Raw genomic sequence first — 24128 nt, 5'->3', positions numbered from 1 at the left:
CCGTTTAAATGAATAAAGCTCCATCGGGCAATACCATGAAGAATATAAGTATTTGTCTTTTACGAACTCTGGTGATGGAGAAGCGGAAGGATTGTGGATAAAAAGTGAATTTATGTAAATACAACTGATAATTGAAATCATTTGCATTTGTTGATTTTGATGAAGGGAAATCTAGTTTTTTCAGCGGGATAGTGAAAAGTGTAAGGAATCGTAAAGAGGAGGGCACCGCCCTCCGGTGATTATTTCAGCAGATATTGCGCGTGGAAACGCAGGTGGTCTTCAATAAACGAGGCCATAAAGTAATAGCTGTGATCATAGCCAGGTTGAACACGAAGCGTGAGCGGCCAGCCGGTCTGGCGGGCGGCCTCAGCCAGACGGGCAGGCTGTAGCTGTTCTGCGAGGAACTGATCGGCATCGCCCTGATCGATAAGCGTCGGGATCGCATCTTTATTTTGACTGGCCAGCATCAGTGCGCAGCTATCCCAGGCCTGCCAGGTTGAGATGTCGTTGCCCAGATAAGCGCTAAAGGCTTTCTGTCCCCAGGGGACCTGTGCCGGGTTTACAATCGGCGCAAACGCAGAAACGCTGGTAAAGCGCCCCGGGTTTTTCAGCGCCATGATCAGCGCGCCATGGCCGCCCATGGAATGGCCGCTGATGGCGCAACGTTCGCTGACGGTAAATTGTGATTGAATTAACGCGGGCAGTTCATCGCGTAGATAGTCATACATGCGGTAATGCGCCGCCCACGGTTGTTCGGTGGCGTTGAGATAAAAGCCCGCGCCTTTCCCCAGATCATAGCCATCGGCGTCGGCAACGTCATCGCCGCGCGGACTGGTATCTGGCATTACCAGAACAATCCCCAACTCAGCCGCAACGCGTTGCGCGCCGGCTTTGGTGGTGAAGTTTTCATCTGTACAGGTCAGGCCCGACAGCCAGTACAGCACCGGAGGGGGTGTTGTTGTCTTCACGGGCGGTAAAAAAATGCTGAATGTCATGGTGCAATTCAGCACGGTGGAGTCGTGCCGCCAGCGTTGTTGGCGCCCCTCAAAACAGCGGTGCTCTTCAAGCAATTCCATGCAAGGCTCCTTGATTATTTGTTAACAGTTAAAGCGTGACGATCACTCATAATACAGATAATTCATGCGCCTGTGAGTAACTTTCACTTTCACCTCGCTGCATCATAATGCATCATAAATTTTACTTTTTTTTAACGTCAGAGGTTTTCATGGCGCTACGCATTGCGCTCTGCGGCTTTATCGTACTGGTGGTGGCAATGGGAATAGGGCGCTTTGCCTTCACGCCCCAGGTGCCGCTGATGATTCGCGATGGACAACTGACGTTAACCAGTGCCGGACTGGTCGCCGCGATGAATTACCTCGGTTATTTGCTGGGAGCGTGGGATGCGATGCGCGCCAGTAAACATATCGAGATGCGTCTGTATCTTGGCGTTGCGGGTGCTGTTGCGCTGACCTTTCTTTCGGCGCTGGCGGATAACGCCATTGCACACGGCGCGCTGCGTCTGGTGATTGGTGCGATGAGCGGCTGGGCGATGGTGCTTACCGCGGCCTGGACGAACGAGCGTCTGGCGCATTACGCCCGTCCGGGTTTGAGTGCCGCCGTGTTTGCCGGGCCGGGGGCGGGTATCGCCCTGAGCGGCCTGCTGGCGGTGGTTATTCAGTCGCGCGCGCTCTCCTCAATGGCAGCCTGGCAGGTCTACGGCGTACTGGCCCTGGCGCTGGTGGTCCTGGTCGCCCGCTATTTGCCGCATCCGGGTCAGTTACATCGCTCCGGCGTTCAGCCGGAACCGCTGCATCTGACGACCGATCTGAAACGACTGGTCTGGAGCTATAGTCTGGCGGGGTTTGGCTACATCTTACCCGCGACCTTTCTTTCGCAAATGGCGGCGCTGCGCTTTCCTGGTAGTCTCTTTGCGCAGTTTGTCTGGCCGGTGTTTGGCGCTGCCGCAGTCGTCGGGATTGGGCTGAGTATTGCCCTGCGTCATGTGGGCCACAGCCATCAGCGGCTGGCGATTGTGCTGTGGCTACAAGGGTTGGGTGTGGTGGCCACTTGCGTATTGCCGGGGATGAGTGGGCTTGTCATTGGCGCGCTATTGGTCGGCGGGGGTTTTCTGTGTGCGGTGCAGTTATCGCTGCTCTATGGCCGTGAACTGGCGCCGAATCATACCCGGTATATGGCGGGTTTGCTCACCACCGGCTATGCCGTCGGGCAATTGATTGGGCCGATGACGTCTGCGCTCTCCACCTGGCTTACGCAGCGGCTGGAACCCGCACTGGGACTGGCCGGGCTGGCGCTGCTGCTCGGCGGGATTTTGGTCTGGAAACGGACGGCGTGAAAGGTACGAGCAATTTCATTAATTATCACCTTGAATACTGGATTCTGTGCGCGACCTCACGCACAATGATTGCTCGCTTCGCCCGTCGCACGGCGAAGATGCCACACCTGCAGGAGAATAAAAAATGTCATCACTCAGTAAAGAAGCGGCTCTCGTTCATGAAGCCCTGGTTGCCCGTGGCCTTGAAACCCCGTTGCGCCCGCCTGTCGACATGGATAACGAAACCCGTAAACGCCTGATAGCCGGTCATATGACCGAGATTATGCAACTCCTTAATCTCGATCTGAATGATGACAGCCTGATGGAAACCCCACATCGCATCGCCAAAATGTACGTTGATGAAATTTTCTCGGGACTGGATTATGCCAATTTCCCGAAAATTACCGTCATCGAAAATAAAATGAAAGTGGATGAGATGGTGACGGTGCGTGATATTACGCTGACCAGCACCTGTGAACACCACTTTGTCACTATCGATGGGAAAGCGACCGTCGCTTATATTCCCAAAGAGTCGGTGATTGGTCTGTCGAAAATTAACCGTATTGTGCAGTTCTTTGCCCAGCGTCCACAGGTGCAGGAACGTTTGACGCAGCAGATCCTGACGGCGCTGCAAACGCTGCTGGGTACCAATAATGTGGCGGTGTCCATTGACGCGGTACATTACTGTGTGAAAGCACGCGGCATTCGTGATGCTACCAGCGCCACCACCACGACGTCACTGGGCGGCCTGTTTAAGTCCAGCCAGAACACTCGCCAGGAGTTCCTGCGCGCAGTACGTCACCATAACTAATTAGCCCGGAGAGCTGGATACATGGAGAGAAATGTCACGCTGGATTTTGTTCGTGGCATTGCCATTCTCGGTATCCTGCTCCTGAATATCACCGCTTTTGGACTGCCAAAGGCGGCCTATCTTAATCCCGCCTGGGCTGGCAGCATAACCTTAAGCGATGCCTGGACATGGGCGCTGCTCGACCTGTTTGCGCAGGTTAAATTCCTCTCCCTGTTTGCGCTTCTCTTTGGCGCGGGCCTGCAAATGCTCTTGCCACGCGGCAAGCGCTGGATCCAGTCACGCTTAACGTTACTGGTACTGCTGGGTTTTATTCACGCGCTGGTCTTCTGGGATGGCGATATATTGCTGGCTTACGGGCTGGTGGGGCTTATCAGTTGGCGCATGATTCGCGATGCGCAAAGTGTGAAAGCGTTGTTCAATACCGGGCTGGCGCTGTATTTGATTGGCATTGTGGTGTTGCTGTTGCTGGGATTCATATCTGGCAGTGCGCCAAACCGTTCATGGCTGCCGGGGCCAGCCAATATCCAGTATGAAGTCTGGTGGAAAACCACGGGCAGTATGATGGAGGCCATCAGTAATCGTGCTGATATGCTGTCCAGCGGTCTGCTGGCGCTGGGGGCGCAGTATGGCTGGGAGTTGGCCGGGCTGATGTTGCTGGGCGCAGCGCTGATGCGTAGCGGCTGGCTGAAAGGACAATTCAGCCTGGGGCACTATCGCCGTACGGGATGCTTTTTGATAGCGCTTGGCGTAGCGATAAACCTGCCGGCTGTCATTGCCCAATGGCAACTTGACTGGGCATATCGCTGGTGCGCGTTTATCCTGCAAGCGCCACGTGAGCTGGGCGCACCCATACAGGTGCTGGGTTATACCGCGCTTATCTTTGGTTTCTGGCCGCAACTGTGCCGCTGGAGACTGGTTAATGCCGTGGCCTGCGTTGGGCGGATGGCACTGAGCAATTATCTGCTGCAAACGCTCATTTGTACCACGCTGTTTTTTCAATTCGGCCTGGTGATGAAGTTTGATCGCTTGCAACTGCTGGCTTTCGTCCCACCGGTCTGGGCCGTCAATATTCTCTTCTCTGTTCTCTGGCTGCGCCGGTTCCGGCAGGGGCCGATGGAGTGGTTGTGGCGGCAATTAACCGCGCGTGCTGCGGGGACATCATTGCCGCGCACATCCAGATAACGATCTGGATCACAATCATTAACAAAATGGATGTAACCGTTTCCATTCATGTGATGCCACTCACGCAGCAACCTCTCGCCGACTGAGAGAATAGCCTCCTTGCTAAACAGGGGGTATCTGTGAGCTGCCGTAATCAACATAAAGGTTGGTCAATATGATCACCATTCGTGATGTGGCCCGTCAGGCGGGCGTTTCCGTCGCGACGGTTTCCCGTGTGCTGAATAACAGTGCGCTGGTCAGTCAGGAAACGCGGGAAGCGGTGATGAAGGCGGTTGCGCAACTGGGCTATCGCCCGAATGCCAACGCCCAGGCACTGGCCACGCAGATCAGCGACACCATTGGCGTGGTGGTGATGGACGTCTCCGACGCCTTCTTTGGCGCGCTGGTGAAAGCGGTAGATACCGTGGCGCAACAGCATCAGAAATATGTGCTCATCGGCAACAGCTACCACGAAGCGGAAAAAGAGCGCCACGCTATTGAGGTGCTGATACGTCAACGATGTAACGCATTGATCGTTCATTCAAAAGCGTTAAGCGATGAAGAACTCGCCGGGTTTATGGAACAGATCCCAGGCATGGTGGTGATCAATCGCGTGGTGCCGGGTTATGTCCACCGTTGCGTCTCACTCGATAACGTCAGCGGTGCGGTGATGGCCACCCGCATGCTGCTCAATCACGGACATCAACGCATAGGCTATCTCGCCTCCAGCCATCAGATTGAAGATAACGACATGCGCCGTGAGGGCTGGGTTAAAGCGCTTGCGGAGCAGGGGATTGCCGCGCCGGATGCCTGGGTGGGTATGGGTTCACCGGATATGCAGGGTGGGGAGGCTGCTATGGTGGAGCTCCTGAGCCGCAACCAGCAGCTTACGGCGGTGTTTGCCTATAACGACAGCATGGCCGCCGGGGCATTAACGGCGCTGAAAGATAATGGCATTGCGGTGCCACCGCATCTTTCTCTCATTGGTTTCGATGATATCCCGATTGCCCGTTATACCGATCCGCAATTGACGACGGTGCGATACCCGATTGCCTCAATGGCCCGCCTGGCCACTGAACTGGCGCTGATGGGCGCTGCGGGCAAGCTCGATCCTGATGCAACACACTGCTTTATGCCAACCCTGGTACGCCGTCATTCTGTCGCTTCACGTCAATCTGTGGCAACGATCACTAACTTATGATGTTTGTTGATGTAACCGTTTTCAATCTGTGAGTAAATTCACAGTATCTTAACAAGGCGGTGACTATGATGTCAGCGTTTTAGAAGCTGAAACACAATGTAACGGTGATCATTCATTTTCACCGAGTCATTCAGCCTGAAGCATCGAAGAAAGCGGATTATTGGAGCGTTACCGAACACGGAAGAAAGAATTTTTTGAGTGAACTTCGGCGAACAGTAACGTTTCATTAACTTGCTGCCCCGCCGATCATTATTCGCATGAACTACCCTGCATAAAAAAACCGGAGATACCATGAATAAGAAGGTGTTGACTCTGTCTGCTGTTATGGCAAGCATGCTTTTTGGCGCAGCCGCACATGCAGCTGATACCCGTATTGGTGTGACCATCTATAAATATGACGACAACTTCATGTCAGTTGTCCGTAAAGCCATCGAGAAAGACGCCAAAGAAGCTTCTGGCGTACAGCTGCTGATGAACGACTCCCAGAACGACCAGTCCAAACAGAACGACCAGATCGACGTTCTGCTGGCGAAAGGCGTTAAAGCTCTGGCAATCAACCTGGTTGACCCGGCTGCTGCAGGCACCGTTATCGAAAAAGCACGTGGCCAGAACATTCCGGTTGTGTTCTTCAACAAAGAACCTTCTCGCAAAGCGCTGGACAGCTACGACAAAGCTTATTATGTGGGTACTGACTCCAAAGAATCCGGCATTATTCAGGGCGACCTGATTGCCAAACACTGGGCTGACAATAAAAACTGGGACCTGAACAAAGACGGTCAAATCCAGTACGTTCTGCTGAAAGGCGAACCAGGTCACCCGGATGCTGAAGCTCGTACCACTTACGTTATTAAAGAGCTGAATGACAAAGGCATCAAAACTGAGCAACTGCAGTTAGATACCGCAATGTGGGATACCGCTCAGGCGAAAGACAAAATGGACGCATGGCTGTCTGGTCCGAACGCAAACAAAATTGAAGTCGTGATCGCGAACAACGATGCGATGGCGATGGGTGCGGTTGAAGCGCTCAAAGCGCACAACAAATCTTCCATCCCGGTATTCGGCGTGGATGCGCTGCCAGAAGCCCTGGCACTGGTTAAATCTGGCGCAATGGCCGGTACCGTGCTGAACGATGCCAACAACCAGGCAAAAGCAACCTTCGATCTGGCGAAAAACCTGGCAGACGGTAAAGGCGCAGCTGACGGCACCAACTGGAAAATTGAGAACAAAATTGTTCGTATTCCTTACGTTGGTGTAGATCAGGGCAATCTGTCTCAGTTCATCGGTAAATAATTCGTTTTAAGCATGTTCTCACCGGGCGCAACAATAATAGTTGCGCCCTTATAATACGATATGCCAGGCCAACAAGGTACAATTATGGTCAGCAATAATACTCAGTCGTCCGGTGAATTCTTGTTGGAAATGAGCAATATCAACAAGTCTTTTCCAGGGGTAAAGGCTCTCGATAATGTGAATTTAAAAGTGCGTCCGCACTCAATCCATGCATTAATGGGTGAAAATGGCGCCGGTAAATCGACATTATTAAAATGCCTTTTTGGGATATACCAGAAAGACTCCGGTAGTATTCTTTTTCAGGGAAAAGAAATCGATTTCCATTCTGCAAAAGAAGCGCTGGAAAATGGTATCTCAATGGTTCACCAGGAACTTAACCTGGTGTTGCAGCGTTCTGTAATGGACAACATGTGGTTAGGTCGCTACCCAACCAAAGGCGTGTTTGTCGATCAGGACAAAATGTACCGTGATACAAAAGCCATCTTTGATGAGCTGGATATTGATATTGATCCGCGTGCGCGTGTCGGTACATTATCTGTTTCGCAAATGCAGATGATCGAAATTGCAAAAGCGTTCTCATACGATGCCAAAATTGTCATCATGGACGAACCAACTTCTTCGCTGACCGAAAAAGAAGTTAATCATCTTTTCAAAATCATCCGTAAGCTGAAAGATCGCGGCTGCGGTATTGTTTATATTTCCCATAAGATGGAAGAAATCTTCCAACTGTGTGATGAAATTACGATCCTGCGTGATGGTCAGTGGATTGCGACCCAGCCGCTCGAAGGGCTGGATATGGACAAGATCATTGCGATGATGGTAGGGCGTTCGCTCAACCAACGTTTTCCGGATCGCCAGAACACGCCGGGTGAGACGATCCTCGAAGTGCGTAATCTAACCTCATTGCGCCAGCCGTCAATCCGCGATATCTCCTTTGATCTGCGTAAAGGTGAGATTCTTGGTATTGCTGGTCTGGTTGGGGCGAAGCGTACCGATATCGTAGAAACATTATTTGGTATTCGTGAAAAAGCCACGGGTACGATTAAGCTACACGGCAAAAATATTAATAACCATAATGCGAATGAAGCCATCAATAATGGTTTCGCACTGGTTACCGAAGAGCGTCGCTCTACCGGTATTTACGCTTACCTGGATATCGGATTTAACTCGCTTATTTCCAATATTCAGAATTATAAAAATAAAGTCGGTCTGCTGGATAATTCCCGTATGAAAAGCGATACCCAATGGGTTATTGACTCCATGCGCGTGAAAACACCCGGCCACCGTACCCAGATCGGATCGCTTTCCGGTGGTAACCAACAGAAAGTGATTATTGGTCGCTGGTTGTTAACCCAACCGGAAATATTAATGCTTGACGAACCCACGCGCGGTATTGACGTTGGGGCGAAGTTCGAGATTTATCAGCTGATTGCGGAGCTGGCGAAGAAAAACAAGGGGATTATTATTATCTCCTCTGAAATGCCTGAATTGTTGGGTATCACTGACCGTATTCTGGTTATGAGCAATGGTCTCGTTGCCGGAATTGTTGACACTAAAACGACAACGCAAAACGAAATACTCCGTCTTGCGTCTTTGCACCTTTAAGATCAGGGGCTCCTCATGAGTGCGTTAAATAAAAAAACTTTTCTCACTTATCTGAAAGACGGCGGTATTTACGTTGTTCTTTTAGTGTTACTGGCGATTATTATTTTCCAGGATCCTACGTTCTTAAGTCTGCTGAACTTAAGTAACATTCTGACCCAATCCTCCGTGCGTATTATCATCGCACTGGGCGTAGCCGGGCTGATTGTGACACAGGGTACTGACCTGTCCGCAGGGCGCCAGGTAGGCCTGGCGGCGGTAGTGGCAGCGACCTTGTTGCAGTCGATGGAAAACGTCAACAAAGTGTTCCCGGAAATGCACACTATGCCGATCATCGCGGTCATCGGCATTGTCTGTGTGATCGGTGCAATCATCGGTCTGGTGAACGGTATTATCATTGCTTACCTCAACGTGACGCCTTTTATCACCACGTTGGGTACCATGATCATCGTGTACGGTATCAACTCCCTGTATTACGACTTCGTGGGTGCATCGCCGATTTCCGGCTTTGACAGCGGCTTCTCAACCTTCACGCAAGGCTTTATCGCACTGGGTGCGTTCCGTCTGTCTTACATCACTTTCTATGCGCTGATTGCTGTCGCCTTCGTTTGGGTGTTGTGGAATAAAACGCGCTTCGGTAAAAACATTTTCGCTATCGGCGGTAACCCTGAGGCGGCGAAAGTGTCTGGTGTTAACGTTGCGCTGAACCTGCTTATGATCTATGCCCTGTCCGGTGTGTTCTATGCGTTCGGTGGGATGCTGGAAGCCGGTCGTATCGGCTCGGCAACCAACAACCTCGGCTTTATGTACGAACTTGATGCTATCGCAGCGTGCGTGGTTGGCGGCGTTTCCTTTAGCGGCGGGGTAGGTACGGTTCTGGGCGTGGTGACTGGTGTAATCATCTTCACCGTTATCAACTACGGTCTGACCTATATCGGTATCAACCCGTACTGGCAGTATATCATTAAGGGCGGCATCATCATCTTCGCGGTGGCGCTGGACTCTCTGAAATACGCGCGTAAGAAATAACAATCAGAACCCGGATGAGGCGTTGCTTTATCCGGGCTACTTTTGCAGCAAATCCGAATAAGGTGATTTAATGCCGAATTCGGGATTGCCTTACCTTGATAGCGCATCGGCGGCGCAAATCAGCGCCAGATGGCTCAACCCCTGCGGCACGTTGCCGCGCCATTCGCCGCTGCGCACATCGAACATCTCATTAAACGTCTCCACGTTGCCCTTATCGCAGAGCGTCTTAAGAATGGTGTCCATACAGTGCCGGGCGCGGGTTTTATCCCCCATCTCCGCCAGCGCCTCCACCATCCAGAACGAACAGGCGACAAAGGTGCTCTCCTCCTGCTCGACACCGCTGTAGCGATAGAGCATGGGTTCGCCATGCCCCAGTTCGTCCATAATGGCGTTGAGGGTTGAACGCATGCGCTGCGGATTACAGTGCTTACCATAATGCCAGGCAAGACAGAGCGAGGCGTCGAGCCGGTCGCTGCCAGCATAAAAGGTATACGCCTGCTTTTTCTCCGACCAGCAATGCGTCTCGACCCATGCCTCGATGCGCGCTTTTTCACGATCCCAGCGGGCCACCCAGGTTGCCTCCAGGTGCCCCTCACGCGCCAGATGCGCGGCAATATCCAGCGTTATCCAGCAGGTGATTTTAGAGTGGGTGTAGTGTTGCAGGTCGTGCAGTTCCCAGATGCCGGAGTCCGCCTGCTTCCAGATATCGGCGCAGGTGTTCGCCAGCGAGGCGAGCAGCCGGGCGGTGGTAAGATCCAGCACGTGTCCGGCGCGGACAAACAGCAGAGCGGTGGCCAGCAGATCGCCATACATACTGAGCTGTTGCTGGTCACGTGCGTTATTGCCTGTGCGTACCGGGCGTGAGTTCTTATAGCCGCATAATGGCGGGTAGCTTTCCGCCGGAACGATGCCGCCATCAAGGGTATAACAGACGCGGACTTTGCCGTCATGGCGCAGGATGGTGTTGGTAAGCCACGAGAAGGCCGCTTTGCACTCCTCCAGCGCACCGATAACGGTAAAAGCACGGATGATCATGCAGGCATCGCGCGTCCAGGCGTAACGGTAGTCATAGTTTTTCTCGCCGCCGATGTCTTCCGGCAGCGATGTGGTCGGTGCCGCCGCCAGGGCGCCGGTCGGGGAATAGAGCAGGAACTTTAGCGCCAGCGCCGAACGCGTCACGTGCTCAGGGAACATGCCTTTATAGGTCAGGCTTTCGCACCATAACTGCCAGACGTGGTCGGAGATATCAATATGGCCGTCAATTTTTTCAAGAGAGGGTACGGCGAGCGGCTCTTTATGGCTGACCAGCAACGCCACCAGTGAACGCACACCTTCACGGGCGATAACGGTTCCCTCTATCGCGTGGTCATCGAAATGGGTGACGGTGACATCGTCAGAGGTCCGCAGCATCGCCATTAAATCGCCAATATGGATAACCTGGCCTTTGTTGGTGTTCTGAATCCAGGGAGAGCGGGTACAGGCCGCTGTGCCCGGCACAAATATCACCCGCAGTTCAACTTCGCCTTTAATGCCTTCGATACGTCTTGCCAGTTCACACCAGGGCAATCGTCCGGCGTAATTGCTATTGAGGGATTCAGTCAACATCACGCTACCTGATGCTGTCTCATAAAAGGTTTCCAGCACATTGCTGTTTTCCCGGTAGCGGCGATCAACGCGATAATCACCGGTGGGCTCAATCTGGAAATAACCGCCGCCGGCGGCGTCAAGAATGCGATCGAAGAGCGGCGGGGAGTCCATATTGGGGGCGCACCACCAGTCAATTGCGCCGTCGGGGGCGATTAACGCCACCGAGCGGCCATCGCCAATGGCGGCGTAATCGCCCAGTCCCGCATAGCCATCATGACGCGGCGGATGAGAGTACGACTCGTTCTTCATCTTTTCTCCTGGTCATAAGTATGGCGGCCATCTGCCGCCATAAATAAGTGCGTAGATCAAGCGTAACAAGGATTGGCGATAGCGCAGGAAAATGACCTGTCTTTTCATCAGGCTGACTAAAGGTCGCTGAGGATGTATTCCTGTTTAGCGTTGGCGCTCCCGGCGGGAGATATACGTTCGGTTTGGATATCCCGGGCAAAAACGGAGCAGGGCACAATGCCCGGAAAAAGGAGAAATGTGAGCAAAACCGATGTGAGGTTGAACGTAAATTAAGAAAATTCTTACCCAATGAAAAGCAAGCGTAGCCACAACAGCTATGGCAGGCCGTAGCCTGCCACAGGTTTTACAGTGTTCCCGTTCCGCCGTCAGAACACCAGACCTGACCAGAAGAGTAGGAACTCTCATCCGAGGCAAACAGCACATACAGCGGGGCAATTTCCACGGGTTGACCCGGGCGACCAAGCGGTGCGGATGCGCCAAATTGTTTCACTTTTTCCTCAGGTTGACCGCCACTTGATTGCAGCACTGTCCAGTATGGCCCTGGCGCGACGGCGTTGACGCGAATACCTTTAGCGCCAAGTTGCTGTGCCAGCGCTTTGGTAAATGCGACCCCACAGGCTTTGGTTTGCGCATAGTCCAGCAGAATAGGGCTGGGCTGATAAGCCTGAACCGAAGTGGTATTGATAATGACCGCCCCTTCCTGCAAATGAGGGATGGCTGCTTTGGTTATCCAGAACGGCGCATACACGTTCGTTTTGAAGGTTGCATCAAACGCCTCGGTGGTCAGATCTTCAATGGATTCGCAGTATTGTTGACGTCCGGCATTGTTGACCAGAATCTCCAGTCCTCCCAGTTCCCGGACGGCGCTTGCGACGAGCTGCTGGCAAAATGCTTCGTCACGAACATCGCCAGGTAACGCGACTGCTTTTCGTCCTTCTGCGGCGATTAACGCGATCACCGCTTCGGCATCGGATTGCTCCTCAGGTAAATAATTAATCGCCACGTCAGCCCCTTCACGGGCAAAAGCGATAGCAACGGCACGGCCAATACCTGAATCACCACCGGTAATTAATGCACGCTTACCTGCCAGCCTTCCGGAACCGATATAACTTGTTTCCCCATGATCGGGAATAGGTTTCATCTCGGAAGCCAACCCCGGTGGCTGTTGCGGCTGCGCCGGGAAAGGAGGCCGTGGGTAATGAAGATGTTTCTTATCCGCAGGTGACATAATTATTTTCCTCTTCTGTAAACCAGAATTTTAAGGTAGACCTTAATATTCATTCGCGCTATCAGAACAGAAATAACGAAACGTTTTTTTTAATTTTTATACAAACGTAACGCGCTATTTTTCTTATTTTGTGTAAAAGATAAAACTAGCGAAGCGGCTATTTCTATCAAGCGATTCGTCAAGGATATATCTTCCGGTTGTCCTTTTTTTGAACATGAGGGTAACAAACCGTTAACTGATAACTCCCTGTTGAATAACATATATTCGGAATTTACTTAGGTTGGTAATTAATAAACGCGACGATATAACGGATGGAATAACAAATTCACTTTTACATTAAAACTTCACCTATTCTTTATTGTTAATTTTTGCATTTCGGTGCTACGCTCTTTGAGTCACAACATTCACAAGGAGATTAGGATGAACAATGAATCAGCATTTCCTGCATTTCCCGTTAATGGATGGCAGGTGGGAGCAGTGGAAGATTTGAATGGCGTGGTTATTCGTTTTGGTTACAGTACTTCCCCTTATGCGCCGGGCGGTTCAACGTTCGAGTCGCAGTTTTTTAGTCTGACGCCGGAGAAAGTTAAAAGCCTCATTTACGATCTCCAGGTTAGTCTGCATAAGTATGAAGAAAAAGTTGCCTGATACCCCTCAGTTTATGAATGATTAACATTGCAGCAGCTGTGGCTTATTGCAGTCTGCTGCCCATTATTGCCAGGCATCTTACTATTTAATTTGTTATTTTTACTACATAATAGTTAAGTGCCGCTACGTTAACACTTAAGCCAATTCTTAATGTTGGCGTATTGCCTGCTTCTTACGCTATATATTATAGGTGAGCAGTCCGTTGTGATGCTGAACTGGAGCGCCTATGAATGTTGTGTATTTTAAAGTTGATCACCCGCCGCACGAAAGACAAACCTCTGTTCACTACTATTTAAAATCCGTGCAGCTATTGCGGGATAATGCTGTTGTTGCCGATCTTGGTGATCTGAAAATAACTAATTTGCCTGCCTGGTTTTATACCGTTATCCCCACTGGATTCAGTAAAATAGAATTTTCAATGCAAAATAGATCGCAATTGCGTATTGAATGTTATGCGGGTTACTTACGTACTGGCGAGTATATTGTCTCGACGCCCGGTGGAGAAATCGTTTTGCCATTTAATGCCCTCTCAGGGCTTTGGACGCTGAATAAGCAAGGACAAGTGCATATCGACCATCAAGAATTTATGGCACGTAATTATTCGCTACTTCGACCTGCCAAAATACCTGCACGTGGTGTATCCGTGTTTTGATGTGGGGTAGAGAGATATCTAGTTATTTTTCTTGTCTAAATCAAGCAGCTGCTCGACGGTCACCGCCGGGTAGCCCTGCGCGTCTTCAGGTACCTCCTGCAATGAAGGAATAGGTTCCAGCGGGCCTAAGAAACGGGGTTCACGTTTGAACAGATATAAATCAGCGAGCGTCCCCAGACGTGCGCCAAATTCACGTATGCGTACGCTCCACATATTTTTCGGCGAAGGGACGGCATAGCATTGCGCCTGGATGCCCATATGCTGGGCAATAAAAAGTGCACGTTCGCAATGAAAGCGCTGGGTGATAATAATAAAATCGTTGGTATCGAAAACCTTACGAGTACGCACAATCGAGTCGAGTGTGCGAAAGCCTGCGTAGTCCAGCACGATATCAGAAGGGTCAACGCCAGCGGCAATCAGGTCCTTACGCATGGTCATCGGCTCATTATAACTTTGCAGAGCGTTATCGCCGCTTAACAGCAGGTAATTCACTTTGCCGCTGTTGTAGGCATTCAGCGCACCCTGAATACGATAGCGGTAATACTGATTAATCACGCCAGTGCGGTAATATTTTGCGGTGCCCAGTACCACTCCCACCTGACGCCAGGGTAAATCCTGCAGGTCATCGTAGATGTAGGGGGCGGTTTTCCAGCTTATCCAGCGGTCTAAGCCGAGCGCAGTCAACAGCAGTAAGCCGATAAGGACCAACAGGCTGTATACAAAGCGCTTTAGCATGCGGACAAACTCGATACAGGATTAAATTTCACTCAAGGCTACTTTACCCGTCCGGCAATCGCAAGAAACGGGCGTTCAATTGCGGGGTTTTTCATCACTGCGGGCAAAATGCCCGCAGTTGACTGGTCAGTCGAGCAAAACACGCTCAACGTTCTGGCAACCCAGAGCGCGCAGCGTGGCGACAGTCGCGTCCCATTGGGTGAGAGGGGCATCGGCTTTTTCTGCGAGTACTGCACGCTGCATATCCGGATAGTCGAACCCGGCCAGGCTCATCAGATTCAGCGCGCCCTGGAGTGGTGGCAATGTCGGGTTGAATGCGGCATTTTCCGCATAGCTGCCGCTGAAAATGCGCCCATTGCGACACTCAATAGCCACACCAGACGGCGATTGTGTATACGGCGTATGGCTTTTGTTGGCTGCTGCGATAGCTGCCTGGGAAAGCGTGTCTCCGCTGGGGGCAAACCCGTGGTCCTGAGCATCAAGTAACAAGGTTTTAATCTCAAGATCCTTCGGACCGAACGCGTCTGGCAGATAATCACCCAGGGTATGCGGCGCACGCCCCGGTAAGTTAATACGCAGCGTCAGGCCGCTATTCAGTTCATTCATAAACTGACGACAGTGACCGCAGGGGGTGTAATTAACGGTGATAGAGGCCAGCGCCTTTTCACCGCGCTGCCAGGCGTGGCTAATGGCACTCTGCTCTGCATGGACGGTTTGCTGCATGGTGGCGCCAGCGAATTCCATATTGCTACCGAAATACCAGGTGCCGCTGACTCCGCGGGCAATCGCGCCGACGTTAAAGTGCGAAAGCTCAGTACGTGCGCAGGCTGCTGCTAACGGTAACAGAGCGAAAGCCAACGCGTCTTCGTCCATTCCTGTGGCGTTAAGCAGAGTCGCTACCTGTTCTGCGCTTAACATCGCGGGAAAATCCGCGTCCGCCAGCAGCGGCGCCAGTGCGGCCTGTAAATTCTCCGCAAGGGTCGGAAACGCAGTGTGAAAACGTGAATGCATGGCGTTGCCTCATAACAATGTATTGGGATCGTAGTGTAAGGGCCGTTTTAGCCTTTATATGTGATCAACATCTCACTGTATATGTAACGTATGCAATTCAAATTAAAAATGCGCGACGCATCGCAAATTTTAGCCCGCTATCGCGAGGATTACCGGGAACAGGAATGGCGCAATCAGTGACGTAATAATCCCACAAATGACCAGCGCCAGTGAGCTAAAGGCCCCTTCCTGATAATCCAGCTCTGCACAGCGCGCGGTTCCCAGGGCGTGCGACGCGGTACCCATCGCCAGGCCGCGTGCTGATTTTGTGTGGATACGCATGGCATTCAGCAGGGTATGACCGAAGACCGCGCCCAGGACGCCGACAAAAATCACACAGACTGCGCTAATTGCCGGAATACCGCCAATGCTGCCGCCAACCGCCATGGCAATCGGCGTGGTGACCGATTTAGGCAGAATAGAGGCGGCAATCTCTGGCGATGCCCCCATCATCAGTGCAATACCGGCACCGCTCGCCATCGCCACGATACTGCCAAAAAAGCAGATAGTGATGATGGATTTCCAGCGCGCGCGGATCTGGTGCAACTGCTCATAAAGTGGAAACGCCAGGGCGACCACGGCGGGCTGCAATAAATCATTCAGGATTTTGCTGCCCTGGAAGTAGTGGTCATAGGGAATACCGGTGACCAGCAGGAACGGGATAATGACCACCATCGCAATCAGCAAAGGATTAAGCAGCGCCATCTTGAAGCGTGCGGAGAGCTTACGCGCTGCAAAAAAGACCGCCAGTGTGAGCGGCAGAGACCACCAGATATATGTCATCATTTTTCACTACCTTTCTCGCCAACGACCTTACGCTCGCCGTGTACCAGATGGGTACTCCAGCTCACCACAAGAAAGACAATCACCGTGCTAACGGCACAGGAGACCACTATTGGCCCAAACTGCGCGCGCAAAATGTCGTAATACTGCATTACGCCCACGCCGATAGGCACAAACAGGAGCGCCATGTAGCGGATCAGCACGTAGCAGCCGGGATTGACCCATTTGGCGGGCAGGATTTGCAGTGCCAGCAGGACGAACATGATTAACATGCCAATAATGCTGCCGGGAATCGTAATAGGCAGCAGTGATGAAATATAAATTCCTGCGTATAAACAAGCATATATCAGGACAAATGCGCGAAGGTACTGCCAGACAATGTTCAGTGATTTACTCATGGTGTATACCCTTGATGAAACGCATTCATCATACAATTAAAGCCGGAAATGTGCTACCGATCACATCATGAATTCTGAGCATACCAAACATTCCATTCGGGAACGTCGGGCATTACCACAAGATTGTTGTTCCTGGGTTACGCGCTGTCTTTACGCTCTGCTGAGGGGATCGCCTGAATGCTGTGGATCACTTCGCGCATTGCGCGATTCACGACTTTGTCCTGGCGCATAATCAGCCCAAGCGTGCGATGCAGCGCAGGGACCAGTGGCTGAACAGTTAAGCCAGCGCAATCTTCTGCCTGCGTAACCGACATCCGCGGCACAATGCTGTAACCGAGCCCTGCGCGCACCATCCGTTTTATCGCCTCAATACTGCCAAGCTCCATCACTGGCGAGGCATTCTTACCGGCACGCTGGAACCAGCCATCAATAAGCTGGCGTGTGCTGCTCCCGGCGGCAAAAACAATCAGCGGCAGTTGCTCCGTCTCAACGCCAGACTCGCCCTCGGGCGGTTTCGCCGTGATAGAGACAAATTCATCGACCAGGACTGGCGTTACATCCAGATTTCTGCTGGTGGCGGGCAGGGTAACAAGGCCGATGTCAATACTGTTCTCCTCCACACCCCGGACAATATCCTGCGTATTGCCGGTTCTGACGCCAACCGAGAGCTGAGGATACTCTTTGCGTAGCTGTTGCAATATGGCAGGTAATAAATGAATACAAACCGTGGCGCCAGTGCCAAGCGTCACCGTGCCGCTGATATCGAGTTTATGCATAGCAACAGACTGCACGGCAGCGCTAACGGCTTTTTCGATTTCTTCGCAGTGGGCCAGTAATGTCAGCCCTGCCGGTGTCGGGCGAACGCCGCGACCGGTGCGTTCAATCAGGCGGGTTTGCAGCGCGGTCTCCAACTGGCGCATCTGCAAACTGACCGCAGGCTGCGAGATCCCCAGCGCTTCGGCGGCAGCGGTAAAGCTGCGCCGGCTGATGACCAGCCTGTAGGTCGTCAATTGATCGAGACTGAGGTGTGCCATCCAAAGTTTTCCTTATACAGGTAATAAGCGCAGCACTATGTCTGTACTTATGCGTTACGGCTAGCCTGTCAACACACCTGAGCAGGAGCCGGACAATGGAAATTATCGAAGCAGAAGAACAACATATTAGCGCAATGCAGCAAATATACGCCTGGCATGTGGTGAATGGCAGCGCCTCATTTGAAACCGCTGCGCCTGACAGAGAGGAAATGCTGGCGCGTTTGAACAAGACTCGCAGCGCCGGATTGCCGTGGTTTGTCATTCTCGAAGAGGGGATCGTGAAAGGCTATTGCTACCTCTCACACTATCGCACGCGTTATGCCTACCGCTACACGTTGGAGGATTCTATCTATATTGATGAGCGATTTCGCCAGCGCGGTGCGGGCAAAGCGTTACTGGCGAAAGCCATTGAATGGGCGGAAAATCACGGCTATCGCCAGCTTATTGCCGTCGTTGGCAACAGTGAAAATGTGGGGTCGTTGCGCCTGCATCAGCAGGCAGGTTTTATCCTGACAGGGACGCTGAACAATGTCGGCTTTAAGCATGGTCGCTGGCTGGATATTGTTATTATGCAGCGCACGCTGGGTGAGGGGAGTTCAACCCTTCCGGCGACGGACGCTTACCGACGCTCGGCCTGATGCAGTAGCGTTTTGAAACACACTTTCTTCCCTGTGTCAGAGGCGCTACTATGTCGCCTCATTTTTTCAGGGGCAATGTATGCGTGTATTACTGGCGCCGATGGAAGGTGTGCTCGATTCGCTGGTGCGCGAGCTGCTGACCGAGGTTAACGACTACGATCACTGTATCACCGAGTTTGTACGGGTGGTCGACCAACTGTTGCCGGCAAAATCGTTTTACCGCATCTGCCCTGAACTGCATCATCAAAGTCGCACCCCCTCCGGTACGCTGGTTCGCGTACAACTACTGGGGCAATACCCCGAGTGGCTGGCGGAAAACGCGGCTCGTGCGGTGGAGTTAGGTTCGTGGGGCGTCGATCTCAACTGCGGCTGTCCGTCGAAGCTGGTGAATGGCAGCGGCGGCGGGGCAACGCTGCTCAAAGACCCTGAGCTGATTTATCGCGGGGCGAAAGCCATGCGCGAAGCCGTGCCCGCTCATCTGCCGGTAACGGTAAAAGTGCGTCTGGGGTGGGATAGCGGCGCACGACAGTTTGAAATTGCCGATGCCGTTCAGCAGGCCGGCGCGTCTGAGCTGGTGGTTCACGGGCGAACAAAAGAAGACGGCTATAAAGCGGAGCGTATTAACTGGCAGGCCATTGGTGAAATTCGCCAGCGTCTTAGCATTCCGGTTGTCGCGAATGGTGAGATCTGGGACTGGCAGAGCGCGCAGGACTGCATGGCAGCCACCGGCTGCGATGCGGTAATGATTGGTCGTGGCGCGCTGAACGTCCCCAACCTGAGCCGGGTCGTCAAAGAAAACGCGCCGCGTATGCCCTGGCCCGAGGTTGTTGCGCTGTTGCAAAAATACACGCGGCTGGAAAAGCAGGGCGATACCGGGATGTATCATGTGGCGCGAATCAAACAGTGGCTGGGCTATCTGCGCAAAGAGTACGCCGAAGCGACTACGCTGTTCGAGCAGATTCGTACCCTCAAGAGTTCGCCGGACATAGCCCGCGCGATTCAGGCACTGAAAGCGTAAACTCTGCGATCATAGTCACGTTTTTGTGTGGCATTGATTGAGTGAATGAAGCAACCTGATAAAGTTTCCTGCGGATTGTTACTGCGTAAGCAGGCTAAACCTGATGTTCTGGCATTCGCCGGAAGTCAGGTTTTTTTGTTTCTGGGGTTCGGATGAAAATCGCCAAAATACTTAATAATAATGTGGTGGTCGTGCTGGATGAACAACAACGCGAGCAGGTCGTTATGGGCCGGGGGCTCGCGTTCCAGAAACGTACCGGCGATGAGCTGGATGACAGCAAAATCGAGAAGATTTTTGCCCTGCAAAGTGACGAACTGGTCAGACGCTTAAGCGAGTTGCTCAATCAGATCCCGCTTGAGGTGATGACCGCCTGCGATCGCATTATTGAACTGGCGCGTGGTCGGCTGGGGAAGTTGCAGGATAGCCTCTATATCACCCTGACAGACCACTGTTTTTTTGCCATTGAACGGCTGAAAACAGGGCAGGTGATTCGCAATGTTCTGTTGTGGGAGATACGCCGTCTCTATCCCAAAGAGTTCCAGATTGGGCAAGAGGCGCGGGCGATCATCGCAAAACGCCTGGGCGTGGAATTACCAGAAGATGAAGCCGGATTTATCGCGCTGCACCTGGTTACCGCCCAGCTTAACAGTGATATGCCGGATGTTATGCATATCACCAAAGTGATGCAGGAGATCCTGCATATCGTGAAGTACCAGTTGAAACTCGACTATAACGAAGAGTCGCTCAGCTATCATCGGTTCGTCACGCACCTGAAATTTTTCTCGCAGCGTATGTTAACCCGCACGGTGGTCGAGGATGACGATTTGTCGCTGCACCAGGCGGTTAAAGAGAACTATGCCAGCGCCTGGCGTTGTGCGGAAAAGGTGGCCCGCCATCTGGAACAAAATTATCAGCGGAACCTCACCACAGAAGAGATTATGTTCCTTGCGATTCATATTGAGCGTGTACGAAAAGATAAACGCTAAAAATAGCGTGAAGAACGAAGTGTAAAACAGGATTGTTACTGCATCTCGCAGGCAAAACCTGAGCCCGGCCCGCGAGGTGCTGGACTCAGGTTTTTTTTTATCTCAGTCACCGCCTTCGGGCATAAGAAGTAAGGAAAAAGCATGGAATATCAAGCGCTGGCGAAAGATATTCTCAGCCACGTTGGGGGCAAGGAGAACATTACCAGCCTGGTGCACTGCGCCACCCGGTTACGCTTTAAGCTCAAAGATAACAAGAAAGCTGATGGCGAAGGGCTGAAAGCCAACCCAGGCATCATTATGGTGGTCGAAAGCGGCGGGCAGTTTCAGGTAGTGGTCGGTAACCACGTTCATGACGTCTGGCAGGCGGTGCGTGATGAAGCCGGGCTCACGGATGACACACCCGTTGCTGAGCCGAAACAAGGGGAGAAAGTCTCTCTTGTTGGTCGCGTGATCGACGTCGTCTCCGGCATTTTTACCCCTTTTATCGGTATTATGGCCGCATCAGGGATCCTGAAAGGGCTGCTGGCGCTGGCCGTGGTCTGCGGCTGGTTGACGACAAACAGCGGAACATACCAAATCTGGTTTGCCGCCAGCGACGCGCTGTTCTACTTTTTCCCGCTGATTCTCGGTTACACCGCCGGGAAGAAATTTGGCGGTAACGCCTTTGTGACCCTGGCGATTGGTGGCGCGCTGACCCACCCGATGATGATAAAAGCCTTTGAAGCAAGCCAGACACCAGGGGCGGTCAGCGAAACGTTTTTGGGAATCCCGATAACTTTTATCAATTACAGCGGCTCGGTTATTCCGATCATTATTGCCGCCTGGGCAAGCTGCTGGCTGGAAAAGCAATGTAATAAATTCCTGCATTCGGCAGTGAAGAACTTTTTTAGTCCGCTGATCTGTATCGCGGTGGTTGTGCCGCTGACCTTCCTGGCGATCGGTCCGCTGGCAACCTTGCTGAGTCAGGGGCTGGCGCACGGTTATCAGGCCATCTACCTCTTTGCCCCCTGGCTTGCCGGCGCAGCGTTGGGTGCGCTGTGGCAGGTGTGCGTGATTTTCGGTCTGCACTGGGGACTGGTACCGCTCATGATCAATAACCTGACCGTGTTCGGCCAGGACACGATGCTGCCCATTTTACTGCCTGCGGTACTGGGCCAGGTGGGGGCGGTACTGGGGATTTTCCTGCGTACCCGTGACCCTCGTCAGAAAATACTGGCCGGTTCGGCGGCCACGGCAGGTATCTTCGGTATTACTGAACCGGCGGTCTATGGTCTGACGCTACCGCTGCGCCGTCCGTTTATTTTTGGTTGCGTTTCCGGGGCTATCGGCGGGGCGATTGTTGGCTTTAGCGACAGTCACGTCTACTCGTTTGGTTTTGCCAATGTCTTTACTCTGGCGCAGATGATCCCGCCGGGCGGCGTGGATGCCACCCTGTGGGGCGGGATTCTGGGTACGGTTGTGTCGCTGGTGCTGGCGTGCATCCTGACCTTTGTGGCGGGGATGCCAAAAACGGCTGCGGTGACAAAACCGATTACCATTGTGCCGGGTGAAAACGATATCCTCTCACCGATGTCCGGAACCGTACTGGCGCTTGAACAGGTGCCGGACAGCACCTTCGCCGCCGGGTTGCTCGGCCAGGGGGCGGCGATTATCCCCTCGGACAATAAAGTGATTGCGCCCTTTGCCGGTGAAGTGGCCTCACTCTTTCAGACAAAACATGCCATCGGTTTATTAAGCGACAGCGGTATTGAGGTGTTAATCCACGTGGGCATCGATACCGTCAAGCTGGAGGGCAAGCCCTTTACCGCGCATGTCAGCGTTGGCGATAAAGTTCAGCCTGGCGATTTATTGCTGGAGTTCGATCGCGATGCGATCCTCTCGGCCGGATACGATCTGGCAACGCCCATCATCATCAGCAACAGTGACGACTATCGCGCTGTGACGACCGTGGCATCGACATCGGTGGAATCCGGCATGCCGCTACTGGCCGTCAATCGTTAATCAAAGGAGATATCAATGAATACATTCCCGAATGACTTCTTATGGGGCGGCGCTATCGCTGCAAACCAGGTGGAAGGCGCTTATCTGGAAGACGGCAAAGGCCTTTCCACCTCTGATGTGCAACCTAAAGGCGTATTCGGTGACGTGGTAGAGCGCGTGGCAGGTGACAGCGGTCTGAAAGATGTCGCTATCGATTTCTATCACCGCTACCCGGAAGATATCGCCTTGTTTGCGGAAATGGGTTTTAGCTGCCTGCGAGTGTCCATTGCCTGGACGCGTATTTTTCCCAACGGGGATGAAACCACGCCCAACGAAGCGGGGCTGGCGTTCTACGACAAACTGTTTGATGAGATGATCAGCAAAGGGATGACGCCGCTGGTGACGTTATCGCATTACGAAATGCCATGGGGGCTGGTGAAAGGGTACGGCGGCTGGGGCAGCCGCCAGACCATTACCTTCTTTGAGCGTTATGCCCGCACGGTATTTGAACGTTATAAGAACAAAGTGAAGCTGTGGCTGACTTTTAACGAGATCAACATGTCGCTGCATGCCCCGATGACGGGGGTCGGCCTGCCGGAAGGTAGCAGCAAAGCGGAGATCTTCCAGGCTATCCACCATCAGCTTGTGGCGAGCGCGCTGGCGGTAAAAGCCTGCCACGAGATTATCCCCGATGCCAAAATCGGCAATATGATCCTCGGCGGCCTGATGTATCCGCTGAGCTGCAAACCGGAAGACGTGCTGGAAACGCTGCAGCAAAACCGTACCTGGCAGTTCTTTGGCGACGTGCAGTGCCGTGGCGAATATCCGGGTTATATGCTGCGTTTCTTCCGCGAAAACGGCATTACTTTCAACATCAGCGATGCGGATCGTGACGCGCTGCGCACCACCATCGATTTTATCTCGTTTAGCTACTATATGACCGGCTGTGTGACGACCGATGAAGAGCTGAACCAGAAAGCGCGCGGCAACATACTCAGCATGGTACCGAACCCGCACCTTGCAAGCTCAGAATGGGGCTGGCAGATTGACCCGATTGGCCTGCGCACGCTGCTGAACGTCATGTGGGATCGCTGGCAGAAACCGTTATTTATCGTGGAAAACGGTCTGGGTGCGAAAGACAAACCGGAAGCGGATGGCAGCATCAATGACGATTACCGCATCAGCTATCTTAACGATCACCTTGTGCAGGTACGCGAAGCCATTGAGGACGGGGTGGAGGTGATGGGGTATACCAGTTGGGGGCCAATCGATCTGGTGAGCGCGTCAAAAGCGGAGATTTCCAAACGCTATGGCTTTATCTACGTTGATCGTGATGATGCCGGTAACGGTACGCTGGCGCGCAGCCGTAAGAAAAGTTTCTGGTGGTATCAGGAAGTCATCGCCAGCAAAGGAGCATCGCTTAAGCGATAAGCTAACGGCTGTCATTCGCAATACCCCCTCACTTCCACGGAGGTGAGGGGAGAGTTTTTAGAAAATCATCTTAAACACGCCGGTGACCACCAACAGCCCAATCAAAAAGATAATCAAAATAACCCACAGCAGTACCTTCAACATGCGTTTCTCTCCCTTGATGCGTTTTACTCACCGCAAAGTGTAGCAACCGTTCAGAAATATGCCTTTTCTCTATACTGAAGG

22 protein-coding genes are annotated in these 24128 nt (G+C 52.6%); 14 read left to right on the top strand and 8 right to left on the bottom strand.

Features of this window, described 5'->3' with window-relative positions; translation table 11 throughout:
- Positions 1-239: 239 nt before the first annotated feature.
- Entirely contained in the window at positions 240-1076 is an 837-nt protein-coding gene (fghA, locus tag IP582_RS17255) for an S-formylglutathione hydrolase (RefSeq protein WP_193793925.1), read from the bottom strand.
- A gap of 149 nt (positions 1077-1225) precedes the next feature.
- On the opposite strand from fghA, the gene IP582_RS17250 reads away from it, so the two are divergent.
- The 7 genes from IP582_RS17250 (at position 1226) to mglC (ending at position 9426) form a co-directional block, all read left to right on the top strand.
- Positions 1226-2353 carry a YbfB/YjiJ family MFS transporter gene (locus IP582_RS17250; protein WP_193793924.1) on the top strand — a complete coding sequence of 376 codons (1128 nt, stop codon included), beginning with the start codon at positions 1226-1228 and terminating at the stop codon, positions 2351-2353.
- 124 nt (positions 2354-2477) lie between these two features.
- Positions 2478-3143, top strand: coding sequence for a GTP cyclohydrolase I FolE (gene folE, locus IP582_RS17245; RefSeq protein WP_039079972.1), 666 nt, complete (start codon positions 2478-2480; stop codon positions 3141-3143).
- 21 nt (positions 3144-3164) lie between these two features.
- Complete coding sequence (yeiB, locus tag IP582_RS17240) at positions 3165-4325, top strand: DUF418 domain-containing protein YeiB (RefSeq protein ID WP_193793923.1); 1161 nt, start codon at positions 3165-3167, stop codon at positions 4323-4325.
- 154 nt (positions 4326-4479) lie between these two features.
- Complete coding sequence (galS, locus tag IP582_RS17235) at positions 4480-5505, top strand: HTH-type transcriptional regulator GalS (RefSeq protein ID WP_125124179.1); 1026 nt, start codon at positions 4480-4482, stop codon at positions 5503-5505.
- Positions 5506-5796: 291 nt separating this feature from the next.
- A complete protein-coding gene (mglB, locus tag IP582_RS17230) occupies positions 5797-6795 on the top strand; it encodes a galactose/glucose ABC transporter substrate-binding protein MglB (RefSeq protein WP_039079975.1) in 999 nt (332 codons plus the stop codon).
- Positions 6796-6879: 84 nt separating this feature from the next.
- Entirely contained in the window at positions 6880-8400 is a 1521-nt protein-coding gene (gene mglA / locus IP582_RS17225; protein WP_039079976.1) for a galactose/methyl galactoside ABC transporter ATP-binding protein MglA, read from the top strand.
- A gap of 15 nt (positions 8401-8415) precedes the next feature.
- Positions 8416-9426, top strand: a complete 1011-nt coding sequence (gene mglC, locus IP582_RS17220; protein WP_047369545.1) for a galactose/methyl galactoside ABC transporter permease MglC — start codon at positions 8416-8418, stop codon at positions 9424-9426.
- A gap of 90 nt (positions 9427-9516) precedes the next feature.
- On the opposite strand, the gene IP582_RS17215 is transcribed toward mglC, so the two are convergent.
- The gene (locus IP582_RS17215) at positions 9517-11322 is read right to left on the bottom strand and encodes a glycoside hydrolase family 15 protein (protein ID WP_193793922.1); all 1806 of its coding nucleotides are present in this window, start codon (positions 11320-11322) and stop codon (positions 9517-9519) included.
- A 343-nt stretch (positions 11323-11665) separates the two neighbouring features.
- Positions 11666-12550: an SDR family oxidoreductase gene (locus IP582_RS17210; RefSeq protein WP_193793921.1), complete on the bottom strand. Its 885-nt coding sequence runs from the start codon at positions 12548-12550 to the stop codon at positions 11666-11668.
- Between the two features lie 420 nt (positions 12551-12970).
- On the opposite strand from IP582_RS17210, the gene IP582_RS17205 reads away from it, so the two are divergent.
- Together IP582_RS17205 and IP582_RS17200 are read left to right on the top strand one after the other, a co-directional pair.
- Positions 12971-13198, top strand: coding sequence for a phage domain protein (locus tag IP582_RS17205; RefSeq protein WP_041852031.1), 228 nt, complete (start codon positions 12971-12973; stop codon positions 13196-13198).
- A 226-nt stretch (positions 13199-13424) separates the two neighbouring features.
- Complete coding sequence (locus tag IP582_RS17200) at positions 13425-13850, top strand: hypothetical protein (protein WP_193793920.1); 426 nt, start codon at positions 13425-13427, stop codon at positions 13848-13850.
- 18 nt (positions 13851-13868) lie between these two features.
- Here the strand turns inward: IP582_RS17200 and sanA are convergent, their stop codons facing one another.
- From sanA to IP582_RS17175, 5 genes are all read right to left on the bottom strand, one after another.
- Complete coding sequence (gene sanA / locus IP582_RS17195) at positions 13869-14585, bottom strand: outer membrane permeability protein SanA (RefSeq protein WP_193793919.1); 717 nt, start codon at positions 14583-14585, stop codon at positions 13869-13871.
- Between the two features lie 126 nt (positions 14586-14711).
- Complete coding sequence (gene cdd, locus IP582_RS17190) at positions 14712-15596, bottom strand: cytidine deaminase (protein ID WP_193793918.1); 885 nt, start codon at positions 15594-15596, stop codon at positions 14712-14714.
- Positions 15597-15725: 129 nt separating this feature from the next.
- Entirely contained in the window at positions 15726-16421 is a 696-nt protein-coding gene (locus IP582_RS17185; protein WP_193793917.1) for a CidB/LrgB family autolysis modulator, read from the bottom strand.
- Positions 16418-16816, bottom strand: a complete 399-nt coding sequence (locus tag IP582_RS17180; protein WP_041852026.1) for a CidA/LrgA family protein — start codon at positions 16814-16816, stop codon at positions 16418-16420. The genes IP582_RS17185 and IP582_RS17180 overlap by 4 nt, the downstream gene beginning before the upstream one ends.
- A 137-nt stretch (positions 16817-16953) precedes the next feature.
- Positions 16954-17850 carry a LysR family transcriptional regulator gene (locus tag IP582_RS17175; protein WP_193793916.1) on the bottom strand — a complete coding sequence of 299 codons (897 nt, stop codon included), beginning with the start codon at positions 17848-17850 and terminating at the stop codon, positions 16954-16956.
- 95 nt (positions 17851-17945) lie between these two features.
- Between IP582_RS17175 and IP582_RS17170 the strand changes: the two genes are divergently transcribed.
- From IP582_RS17170 to IP582_RS17150, 5 genes are all read left to right on the top strand, one after another.
- On the top strand, positions 17946-18488 hold the full coding sequence (locus IP582_RS17170) for a GNAT family N-acetyltransferase (RefSeq protein WP_193793915.1): 543 nt from the start codon (positions 17946-17948) through the stop codon (positions 18486-18488).
- Between the two features lie 79 nt (positions 18489-18567).
- Complete coding sequence (dusC, locus tag IP582_RS17165) at positions 18568-19506, top strand: tRNA dihydrouridine(16) synthase DusC (RefSeq protein ID WP_041852023.1); 939 nt, start codon at positions 18568-18570, stop codon at positions 19504-19506.
- A gap of 152 nt (positions 19507-19658) precedes the next feature.
- Complete coding sequence (gene bglG, locus IP582_RS17160; protein ID WP_041852022.1) at positions 19659-20492, top strand: transcriptional antiterminator BglG; 834 nt, start codon at positions 19659-19661, stop codon at positions 20490-20492.
- A 141-nt stretch (positions 20493-20633) separates the two neighbouring features.
- Entirely contained in the window at positions 20634-22493 is a 1860-nt protein-coding gene (gene bglF, locus IP582_RS17155) for a PTS beta-glucoside transporter subunit IIABC (protein ID WP_193793914.1), read from the top strand.
- Positions 22494-22508: 15 nt separating this feature from the next.
- Positions 22509-23903, top strand: a complete 1395-nt coding sequence (locus tag IP582_RS17150) for a glycoside hydrolase family 1 protein (RefSeq protein WP_193793913.1) — start codon at positions 22509-22511, stop codon at positions 23901-23903.
- Positions 23904-24128: the final 225 nt, after the last annotated feature.

The sequence above is a fragment of the Citrobacter sp. BDA59-3 genome, from assembly GCF_015167655.1.
GTDB classification, from domain to species: Bacteria; Pseudomonadota; Gammaproteobacteria; order Enterobacterales; family Enterobacteriaceae; genus Phytobacter; species Phytobacter diazotrophicus.
The sequence above is the reverse complement of the archived record's forward strand: the minus strand, read 5'-3'. Positions and strand labels throughout refer to the sequence as shown.

Excerpts from the sequence above, each read along its gene's own strand:
- mglA (WP_039079976.1), top strand. The coding sequence starts at position 6,880 with ATGGTCAGCAATAATACTCAGTCGTCCGGTGAATTCTTGTTGGAAATG.
- IP582_RS17200 (WP_193793920.1), top strand. The coding sequence starts at position 13,425 with ATGAATGTTGTGTATTTTAAAGTTGATCACCCGCCGCACGAAAGACAA.
- IP582_RS17150 (WP_193793913.1), top strand. The coding sequence starts at position 22,509 with ATGAATACATTCCCGAATGACTTCTTATGGGGCGGCGCTATCGCTGCA.
- mglC (WP_047369545.1), top strand. The coding sequence starts at position 8,416 with ATGAGTGCGTTAAATAAAAAAACTTTTCTCACTTATCTGAAAGACGGC.
- folE (WP_039079972.1), top strand. The coding sequence starts at position 2,478 with ATGTCATCACTCAGTAAAGAAGCGGCTCTCGTTCATGAAGCCCTGGTT.
- mglB (WP_039079975.1), top strand. The coding sequence starts at position 5,797 with ATGAATAAGAAGGTGTTGACTCTGTCTGCTGTTATGGCAAGCATGCTT.
- cdd (WP_193793918.1), bottom strand. The coding sequence starts at position 15,596 with ATGCATTCACGTTTTCACACTGCGTTTCCGACCCTTGCGGAGAATTTA.
- dusC (WP_041852023.1), top strand. The coding sequence starts at position 18,568 with ATGCGTGTATTACTGGCGCCGATGGAAGGTGTGCTCGATTCGCTGGTG.
- IP582_RS17205 (WP_041852031.1), top strand. The coding sequence starts at position 12,971 with ATGAACAATGAATCAGCATTTCCTGCATTTCCCGTTAATGGATGGCAG.
- IP582_RS17175 (WP_193793916.1), bottom strand. The coding sequence starts at position 17,850 with ATGGCACACCTCAGTCTCGATCAATTGACGACCTACAGGCTGGTCATC.
- bglG (WP_041852022.1), top strand. The coding sequence starts at position 19,659 with ATGAAAATCGCCAAAATACTTAATAATAATGTGGTGGTCGTGCTGGAT.
- yeiB (WP_193793923.1), top strand. The coding sequence starts at position 3,165 with ATGGAGAGAAATGTCACGCTGGATTTTGTTCGTGGCATTGCCATTCTC.
- fghA (WP_193793925.1), bottom strand. The coding sequence starts at position 1,076 with ATGGAATTGCTTGAAGAGCACCGCTGTTTTGAGGGGCGCCAACAACGC.
- IP582_RS17215 (WP_193793922.1), bottom strand. The coding sequence starts at position 11,322 with ATGAAGAACGAGTCGTACTCTCATCCGCCGCGTCATGATGGCTATGCG.
- IP582_RS17210 (WP_193793921.1), bottom strand. The coding sequence starts at position 12,550 with ATGTCACCTGCGGATAAGAAACATCTTCATTACCCACGGCCTCCTTTC.
- IP582_RS17180 (WP_041852026.1), bottom strand. The coding sequence starts at position 16,816 with ATGAGTAAATCACTGAACATTGTCTGGCAGTACCTTCGCGCATTTGTC.
- galS (WP_125124179.1), top strand. The coding sequence starts at position 4,480 with ATGATCACCATTCGTGATGTGGCCCGTCAGGCGGGCGTTTCCGTCGCG.
- IP582_RS17185 (WP_193793917.1), bottom strand. The coding sequence starts at position 16,421 with ATGATGACATATATCTGGTGGTCTCTGCCGCTCACACTGGCGGTCTTT.
- IP582_RS17170 (WP_193793915.1), top strand. The coding sequence starts at position 17,946 with ATGGAAATTATCGAAGCAGAAGAACAACATATTAGCGCAATGCAGCAA.
- sanA (WP_193793919.1), bottom strand. The coding sequence starts at position 14,585 with ATGCTAAAGCGCTTTGTATACAGCCTGTTGGTCCTTATCGGCTTACTG.
- IP582_RS17250 (WP_193793924.1), top strand. The coding sequence starts at position 1,226 with ATGGCGCTACGCATTGCGCTCTGCGGCTTTATCGTACTGGTGGTGGCA.
- bglF (WP_193793914.1), top strand. The coding sequence starts at position 20,634 with ATGGAATATCAAGCGCTGGCGAAAGATATTCTCAGCCACGTTGGGGGC.